Consider the following 8,689-nt stretch of genomic DNA (forward strand, 5'->3'; position numbering starts at 1 on the left):
TACGGTATATTCAGCCGGGGTATAAGCCGCTGCTATTCCCAGCAAAACTGTGCCGGGAGGTCGGGGAGGCGGAACAATCTATCACAGCAGATGATACCCCCGGTTGGCGTTGCTGTTAATTCCAGACCAGGCTAAGCTCGAAATTGACACCTTCTCCTGAGGGATGATAATATATAAGAGCTCGGGGCGTGGCGCAGCTTGGTAGCGCGTCTGATTTGGGATCAGAAGGCCGCAGGTTCAAATCCTGTCGCCCCGACCATGAAGAATATCGAACCCGCCGATGCTGGCGGGTTTTTGTATGGGGCGCTTTTTCTGATCTCAGGATGGCGTCCCATACTATGTTCCGCATTATCCCTTATTATTGGCTGGGCGCATGTGCGCAGGAAATTTATCGAAGCATTAAGGACATTGCCGGCTGCCCAGAAAGACCAGCCTGTGGCAGCCAGTGTGGGGCTTGATTACTTCAATCGATTTATTTGCCATTGAACGGCAACTGAAAGAGCTATCCAGCCAGGATCCTGGCGGTCAACAATCATGACGGAATGTTCACCATTTATGTGGAAAAGAGCGGATTGGCATAAACTTCAAAATTTTTGGATTGACAAAACTGAAAGGGAGAATATAATATATTAATAATCATATAAGTTTACTAGGTTATAACGGTTGACCAGACATCTGGAGACCAGGTCGCATTGCCAAAATGCCGACTGGTCTTTTTTTCTTTCTGTAACGGAATTATTGTGTTAAAACTGCTGCGCAGTTTCTTCCGATGCTTAAAGGACACAGGTTGAATCTTAAGGCAGAGGGATGGGGAAGATCAGTTGGAATTCAAATTCATATGGAGGGAGAAAAATGAGTTCGGAAAGATTTTTATTTACCTCGGAATCGGTGACCGAAGGCCATCCTGACAAGCTGGCCGATCAGATTTCTGACGGTATTCTGGACGCCATTTTAGCCGGCGACCCGGAGGGCCGGGTGGCGGTGGAAACCCTGGTCACCACCGGTCTGGTGGTGGTGACCGGAGAAGTGAGCACCGCAGTCTATATCGACATCCCCAGGATTGTCAGAGAAACCATTAAAAAGGTCGGCTATACCAGGGCCAAATATGGTTTTGACGGAGATACCTGCGCGGTCATAACCACTCTCGACGAACAATCACCCGATATCGCCCAGGGGATTGACCGCTCGGCAGAAACCAAAAGCAGCCAGCCGCACGCTGACCAGCTGGATCTGATCGGGGCGGGAGACCAGGGCCTGGTTTTTGGTTATGCCAGCAACGAAACTCCGGAATACCTGCCTCTGCCTATCGTATTGGCCCATCGGCTGACCAAACGGCTGGCCGAGCTGAGAAAAAACCGAATACTCCCTTATTTAAGGCCGGACGGCAAGAGCCAGGTAACGGTCGAATATGAAAACGGACAACCGCTGAGAGTGGACACGGTGGTGATTTCAACCCAGCATCATCCCGACCTGGCTCTCGACGATATTAGAAAAGATGTGATTGAGCAGGTGATTAAGCCGGTAATTCCCAGTCATCTCTTGGACAGCGACACCAAATATTACGTGAATCCCACCGGCCGGTTTGTGATCGGCGGTCCCCAAGGCGATTCCGGATTAACGGGCCGGAAAATCATTGTCGATACTTACGGAGGTTACGCGCGGCATGGCGGCGGCGCCTTATCCGGCAAAGACCCCACCAAAGTCGACCGTTCCGGAGCATATGCGGCCCGGTATGTGGCCAAGAATATTGTGGCCGCCGGTCTGGCCGAGAAGATCGAGATCCAAATTGCCTATGCAATCGGGGTGGCTCATCCCGTGTCCATATATGTGAATACTTTTGGGAGCGGAAAAATCGGTAATGCACAGTTGATTAACCTGATTAACCAGTATTTCGACCTTCGTCCGGCCGGGATCATCAAGGAGCTCGATTTAAGACGCCCCATTTACCAACAGACCGCCGCTTACGGGCATTTCGGACGGACGGATATAGATCTACCCTGGGAGCGGCTGGATAAAGTCGACCAGCTCAAACAGGCCGGCAGCCTGGGAAAGGTCGGTTAACAGGGAAGATGGTAGTAATTGTATCAGTCATGAAAGGAGATTGTAGACATGGCAACGGAAGAAAAAATCAGAAAACCTAAGATCGACCCCGACTGGCGGAAAAAAGAAGAAAGTTTTTTTGAAATATTGAAAAAATATCCCACCGTCTCCCCTTTTATCATTACACAGATTGACGTACAGCGGCGCGGGGTGCATTATACCGACGCTGCGCTTGCCCGGCTCGACCCCGCGATTCATCAGATCACCAAGCCGCATTTCGCGGTATATGAGGGCAGGGGGATTCCCACGTCGCTGCTGCTGCGCGACGGCACCAGCATCATCGTGTCGGAGACCAGCACGCAAACGTGGCGCGACCCTTATCTAATCGACGTGGTGGACGGGAAAACCGTGCTGGTGGATGAAGACCGGATAATCGACGAGGTCGAGTATTGGGAAAAACCTCAATTTTTCGACAAAACCACAAGCCGGGGCACACCGATGAAAGAGGTGCTCGACGCCCGCCCGCAGCGATATTCCGTGTCAATGAGCAATTACTGCCACTTCTGGGCCGTACCAGGTCACGGCTGCAAATACTGCGGTATCGGGGCAGGCGGTGTGCGGTACAAAGGCAAGGCCAACGAGCGCTTCAACGCGGACGATCTTCGCGAAACCATGCTGGAGCTTGTTAAGGAAAAAGGACGCTTTGTGGGCGTAATTCTGACGGGTGGCAGCATTTTCAGCGGCAACGAGCCCTTCGACGACGAGCTCGAGGGGTATATCGCGGCGCTGAAAGTACTCGGCACGGTGTTTGAAACGCCGCGTTTCCCAAGCCAGGTCAACAGCACCGCGTTTAATCGCAAGCAGCTTGAACGGCTTTACTATGAAACCGGTTTGACAAGTTATACCACCGATCTTGAGGCCTTCGACGAGCGGATTTACAAATGGCTCTGCCCTGGAAAAGCGGCGTACATCAGCTATGACGAATGGAAGCGCCGTCTGTACGATGCGGTAGAGATTTTCGGCAAAGGCCAAGTCAACACCGGCATTGTGAGCGGGGCTGAACTGGCCACGCCCCACGGCTTCACCTCGGAGGCCGAGGCGATTCGCGTGGACCTTGAGGAGGCGGAAGAGCTGGCAAGCCACGGCGTGGGGTTAAAGCACGACGTTTGGAACGTGGTGCCGGGCTCGATTTTCTGGAATCAGAATCCCCCATCACTCGATTATTACGTGCATATCACAAAAGGGTTTTACGATATCCTGCAGAAATACCGGATCCCGACTTATATGGACAGCTATCGCAAATGCGGAATGCACCCGAATGTAAACTTAGACCGGATATAGGAGGCGCGTCATGTCATTTCAATTATCGCCGGAAGCTATCGCGGCGTTTCGCTCGCCAGATTCTGTTAAAATCATTGCCACCGTCGGAAAGGACGGCGCCCCGCACGCGGTGCCGAAGGGTCTGATCACGATTCTGGACGATGGCAGCGTTGTGGTTTACGAGCTTCTGGAAACCTCACAGACCCAGAAAAATCTGGTGTACAGCATCTGGTTTCATAAGACCGTCGCTGTCACCGCGGTGACGCCCGATCATAAAAGCTACCAGATCAAGGGTGTGCCCCAAAAAGCGATTATCGCCGGGCAACTGTTTTTAGACGCATACGACAAGGTGCAAAAGCTGCTCGGCGAGGATGTTGACCTTTCGGCGCTGTGGCTGATCACCCCGGAAACGGAAAGAGAACAGACCTTTTCAACCCGACAGGCGTATGAAAGAGCGGCACATCCGTATGAAATCCACATTGACCATATTACCAAGGAGGAGTACAAATGAAAATGCGTGTTTACAAATGGATTGCGGTTGTTTTGCTCGCGGTCGGCATGCTGTCCCTGTTTGGCTGCGCCAAAAAGGCGGATAATACCGCCACCGCGCCTGTCACGCCCGCCGGGGAACTGAACACGGCCACCAAGCTGGTCGTGGGCCACAACTTAAACTATTTCCCAATCATCGTTGCGTATGAAAAGGGCTTTTTCAAGGAAGAATTCGGCGATAAAGTCGAAGTGGAAATCCCGCATTTTGCAAACGGCCCCGCTCAAAACGAGGCTGTCACCACCAACCAGATCGATATCGCCAACATGGGCGATATGCCCACGATCCAGGTCTGGGGCAACGGTGTGGATATCCAGGTGATATCCTATCTCTGGGAATCGCCCAAGGGATACAGCATGATCGCCAACAAGAAGTCGGGCATCCAAAAGCTTGAGGACATCAAAGGCAAGAAAATCGCCATTCAGTTCGGCTCAAACTTTCACAAGGCCTTGCTCAACATAGTTCGTACGTTGGGTTATTCCGAGAACGACATCGAAATGCTGAACCTGCAGAAAGCCGAGGGCGTCACCGCCCTTACCCAAGGCGTGATCGACGCGGCGGTGCTGGATGAACCGCAGCGCTCGAAGCTTTTGGCGCGTGACGACATGGTCGAGGTTTCGACGACCGAAGGATACGACAAGATCATGGTCGTCGCGTATGGCCGCGGAGAGTATTTGAGGAAAAACCCCGAAATCGTCGCCCGCTATCTCAAGGTAATCAACCAAACCAACAAGTGGATCGCGGGAAATCTTGACGAGTCGGTCCAAATCGTGGCCAAATTTATGGGCAGCGAAGACCTCGAAGGTACCCGCAAATACTATATCGACAAAGTTTGGAAGGTCGGCGTAGATCAGGATCTGGTCGATGCGTTGAACAATACCATCGAATTCAGCCTGGATCAGGGCTTTATTACCAAGCAGCTTGACGCGGACGATCTTGTGGACGACACTTATGTGAAATTAACAGGGCTCGGACAATGAATAAATCAGAAAGACCGAGACGAAACGAAAAGGTCGGACAGATTATAGATTACGCGCTTTTCTTGGTCGCACCGCTATTTGTGATTGCCGTCTGGCAGGTCCTGGGCGATGGCGGGCATCTAAATCTGTCAATCCTGCCGACGCCGCAGAAGATTATGGAGACCATGGTGTCCTACGCGAAAAGCGGATTGCTGTCTGAACATTTCGCGAGCAGCTTTAGCCGCGTAGGCGCCGGGTTTCTTCTCGGCGGCCTGACCGGCTTGATTTTCGGGACGCTGCTCGGTCTTTCTCCGTGGTTTAACCGGCTGTCAGCTGTCATTCTCGGCGTGCTCCGGCCAATTCCTATGGTGGGTCTGGTGCCGCTTTTCATCCTGTGGTTCGGAATCGGCGAAAAATCCAAAATTCTGGTCATTGCCGTGGGCGCTTTGTGGCCGGTGCTCTTAAACACCGAGCAGGGCATCCGAAGCACCGACTCAAAATACCTTGAAGTGGCGCGGCTTTTGAAAAAGGACCGGTTCACCATTCTGCGCCGCATCATTTTTCCGGCGGCCGTGCCTGAGCTTGTCACCGGGTTCCGGCTGGGACTCAGCACCGCATGGCGCGGCGTGGTGGCTGCCGAAATGATCGGCGCGACCCGCGGCGTCGGATATATCATCTCCTACGGCAGGGAAATGTCCCTGCCCGCAGCCATGTTCCTCGGGCTGTTGACCATAGGCGTGGTCGGCATTTTAATCGACATCCTGCTGGCCCGACTGCAGAATAAGATCATCAAGTGGGCATAACGTGGATAAAGGAGACATGACATGGAGCCGTTTTTAAACATCCAGCACGTGCAGAAGACGTTTTCTCTGTCCGGAAGCAATCTTGAGGTGCTGCGCGATATTGATCTCGATATCCCCGAAGGCAGCTTTTACAGTATCGTAGGGGCGAGCGGATGCGGAAAAAGCACGCTTTTGCGCATTATGGCAGGGCTTGAATCCGCGACGGAGGGTTCCGTCCGTCTGCGCGGGCGCGAGGTTAAAGAGCCGACGCTGGAAATCGGCATGATCTTTCAGGAATCGAGGCTGTTTCCCTGGCTGTCGGTGCGTGAAAACATCCGCTTTGGCATCTTCAAAACCTCGCCGGAAGACCGGCAACAGATCGACGAGCATATCAAGCTTGTAGGTCTCACTGGTTTTGAAACGGCGCTGCCCGGACAGCTTTCCGGCGGCATGCAGCAGCGGGTCAGCATCGCGCGGGCACTTGTGAACCGCCCCGATGTGCTGCTTCTCGATGAGCCGTTTGGCTCTTTGGATGCCTTTACGCGCATCAACATGCAGCAGGAGATCTTGAAAATTTGGGAGCAGGAAAAAACAACCATAGTTCTCGTCACGCATGATATCGATGAAGCGGTGTTCCTTGCCGACCACATTGTGCTGATGTCTCGCCGCCCCGGGACCATCAAGAAAATTGTGAAAAGCGATATGGCGCACCCGCGCAAGCGCAGCAGTTACGAGTATACCAGACTGCGAAACGAGATCTATCAGGAATTTTTCGCGGAATTCAAGACCGATATCGAATATTCTATTTAGATAAGGAAACTGTCCTCCCATTATCTGCCGGCATAACACATTATCAGCCGACCAGACAGCTGGAGACCAGGTTGGATTGCCCAATGCCGACCGGTCTTCTTTTATTTCTGTGCGGGATTATAACGAGCAGTGGCTTGAAACTGCTGCGTAGTTTCTTCCGATGCCTAAAAAACCATAAGTTGAATATTAAGGCAGGTGATCGAACCGGAAGAGGTTATTAATGAATCTTATCAAATCCGGAAAACCCAGGGAGAAAGCAAACACCCTTATTTTAAGCACCTCGACCGCCTAGCCAATTAACCCGTTATTATATACAAGGGCGAGTTTTTCGCCGAAGCGGAGAAGCCTTTCAGTTATACGATATGAACGGGAATCAAGCTGAAGTGATAAACCGATTGAACTCGAGTAAAATGACCTCAACCAGGTTTTTATATTGAATAACCGGCAGGCCTGGCAAAGTCCCGGACCTGTTTTTGTCTGCCTGTCTGCTGCGAATTGGTCCTCCTAATATTAAGCAATTACCTTTTATTGGGGATCACCCCCGCATACGCGGGGACCACTGGATCACTTCGCCTCGGTCGCCGCCACCGGCAGGATCACCCCCGCATACGCGGGGACCATTTTATTAGAAAATACAAGATTGAACAACAAAAGCGTACGCATACGCTTTGGGCATCTATATAGCACCACCTCCCAGGATGGGTATTTGAAAAACAAAAAAGCCCGGCTCCCGTCAGGCCCAAAATTTCTTACTTTTTTCTTAAAGCTCCTTTACTTATGCGCATTTAATGCGTATAATAATGCCATGAGGTGCGCACATGAAACGGAGGGACTTAATCAAAAAACTAGAAAACAACGGTTGGTGGAAAGCACGGGAAGGTGACAACCACACTATCTACACTAACGGGGAACGGTCAGAGCCAATCCCCAGACACAAAGAAATCAACGAGATAACAGCTAAGGCAATCCTCAAGAGAGCGGGGCTGAAATAAACTCCGCAGAAAGGAGTAATGACAATGAAAACCGCATACCCTGTTATTTTAACACCCGCAAAAAGAATGTACGCCGTAACAATTCCCGATCTGGATATATCTACTCAAGGCGCCGATATACCTGAAGCCATCTCTATGGCCCGGGACGCTATCGGCATGTGGATCTGCTATGAACAGGATGAGGGCAGAACCATCCCTGCTCCTAGCGATATTGCCAAAATTAAAACAAATGCAAAGGAAACAAAGACCCTCGTGGACATCGACATCGAAGAGTATCGCCGCGCCCACGATAACCGCACTGTCCGTAAAAATCTCACCTTACCAAGCTGGTTAAACGAACGTGCGGAAAATGCCGGCATTAATTTTTCCCAAGCCCTGCAAAAAGCCTTAAAACAGCAATTAGGGATTGAATAACAAAAGAGCCGGGGGAACGCCTGGCTCTTTCAACTTCCATAGGTTTGGCACTCTCCTGATTGTGGATCGTTTTCTTTTTTTACGTCCTTTGCTTTGACCTTTTTATTCTGTCTGCCCCCGTAGCAACATGGGCTTTTAATTCTTCCAGCGGATCAAGCCGCGGCTTTAGCGGACCGCGCCAGATATCGATCAAATAAGCTGATCTTCTTCGTTAAAAAAGCTGCGATATCCCAATTGCAGCATTAAAATAACTGTCAAGGCCACCGCTCCAAGTATTCCCAGCATTATTGCTATCTGATAAGCGACCGCGGTTGCGGGCAAAGTACCGGACAAGATCTGGCCGGTCATCATTCCGGGGAGGAAAACAATCCCCATACCGACCATGGAATTGATGGTCGGCATGATCGCGGCGTCAAAGGTGCTGTTAATAATCGACCTGGTGGCCATTTGCGGAGTTGCGCCCAGAACCAGGGCTTCTTCAACCAGATTCTTCTGTGTCGTCATGCCTTCGACCAGGGACTTGACGCCTAATGATATCCCGGTCATAGAATTGCCCACAATCATCCCGGCGATGGGTATAAAATACTGGGGATCATACCATGGATTGATGCGCACAACTACGAACAGGAAGTAAAACAGACAGGACAATGTCCCGGCCGTCATGGAGAAAGCAATGGTTTTTTTAAGCTCATGCGACAACTCTGCTTTGAACTTATTAAATACGGTATAAATCGCAAAACACTCCATCAATGCTATGATTGCTGCCGTTATCACCGGACTGGGCTTATCGAACACAAACGCGAGTATAAAACCCGCCAATATAAG

At 51.2% G+C, this 8,689-nt stretch carries 9 protein-coding genes and 1 tRNA gene; 9 read left to right on the top strand and 1 reads right to left on the bottom strand.

From position 1 onward, the window contains the following. Positions 1-182 precede the first annotated feature (182 nt). From B3W37_RS16320 to B3W37_RS16360, 9 genes are all read left to right on the top strand, one after another. Positions 183-259, top strand: a tRNA-Pro gene (locus B3W37_RS16320). Between the two features lie 593 nt (positions 260-852). Beyond that, positions 853-2,061 carry a methionine adenosyltransferase gene (metK, locus tag B3W37_RS16325; protein WP_483176454.1) on the top strand — a complete coding sequence of 403 codons (1,209 nt, stop codon included), beginning with the start codon at positions 853-855 and terminating at the stop codon, positions 2,059-2,061. Between the two features lie 48 nt (positions 2,062-2,109). After that, on the top strand, positions 2,110-3,381 hold the full coding sequence (locus B3W37_RS16330; protein ID WP_483169127.1) for a radical SAM protein: 1,272 nt from the start codon (positions 2,110-2,112) through the stop codon (positions 3,379-3,381). Between the two features lie 10 nt (positions 3,382-3,391). Next, the gene (locus tag B3W37_RS16335) at positions 3,392-3,871 is read left to right on the top strand and encodes a pyridoxamine 5'-phosphate oxidase family protein (protein ID WP_481037848.1); all 480 of its coding nucleotides are present in this window, start codon (positions 3,392-3,394) and stop codon (positions 3,869-3,871) included. Further along, positions 3,868-4,887 carry an aliphatic sulfonate ABC transporter substrate-binding protein gene (locus B3W37_RS16340; protein ID WP_483169125.1) on the top strand — a complete coding sequence of 340 codons (1,020 nt, stop codon included), beginning with the start codon at positions 3,868-3,870 and terminating at the stop codon, positions 4,885-4,887. Before B3W37_RS16335 ends, B3W37_RS16340 begins: the two co-directional genes overlap by 4 nt. Next, positions 4,884-5,669: an ABC transporter permease gene (locus B3W37_RS16345; RefSeq protein ID WP_483169123.1), complete on the top strand. Its 786-nt coding sequence runs from the start codon at positions 4,884-4,886 to the stop codon at positions 5,667-5,669. Before B3W37_RS16340 ends, B3W37_RS16345 begins: the two co-directional genes overlap by 4 nt. A gap of 21 nt (positions 5,670-5,690) precedes the next feature. Further along, positions 5,691-6,458, top strand: a complete 768-nt coding sequence (locus tag B3W37_RS16350) for an ABC transporter ATP-binding protein (RefSeq protein ID WP_481037845.1) — start codon at positions 5,691-5,693, stop codon at positions 6,456-6,458. 818 nt (positions 6,459-7,276) lie between these two features. Beyond that, positions 7,277-7,450 (top strand): type II toxin-antitoxin system HicA family toxin, encoded by a 174-nt coding sequence (locus B3W37_RS16355; RefSeq protein ID WP_483169122.1) that lies wholly within the window; start codon positions 7,277-7,279, stop codon positions 7,448-7,450. A 24-nt stretch (positions 7,451-7,474) separates the two neighbouring features. Continuing rightward, complete coding sequence (locus tag B3W37_RS16360) at positions 7,475-7,864, top strand: type II toxin-antitoxin system HicB family antitoxin (RefSeq protein WP_483169120.1); 390 nt, start codon at positions 7,475-7,477, stop codon at positions 7,862-7,864. Between the two features lie 189 nt (positions 7,865-8,053). Here the strand turns inward: B3W37_RS16360 and B3W37_RS16365 are convergent. Beyond that, positions 8,054-8,689: ABC transporter permease (locus B3W37_RS16365; RefSeq protein WP_483176455.1), on the bottom strand; the 636-nt coding region annotated here is incomplete at its 5' end.

The organism is Syntrophomonas sp. UBA5494 (assembly GCF_002426325.1).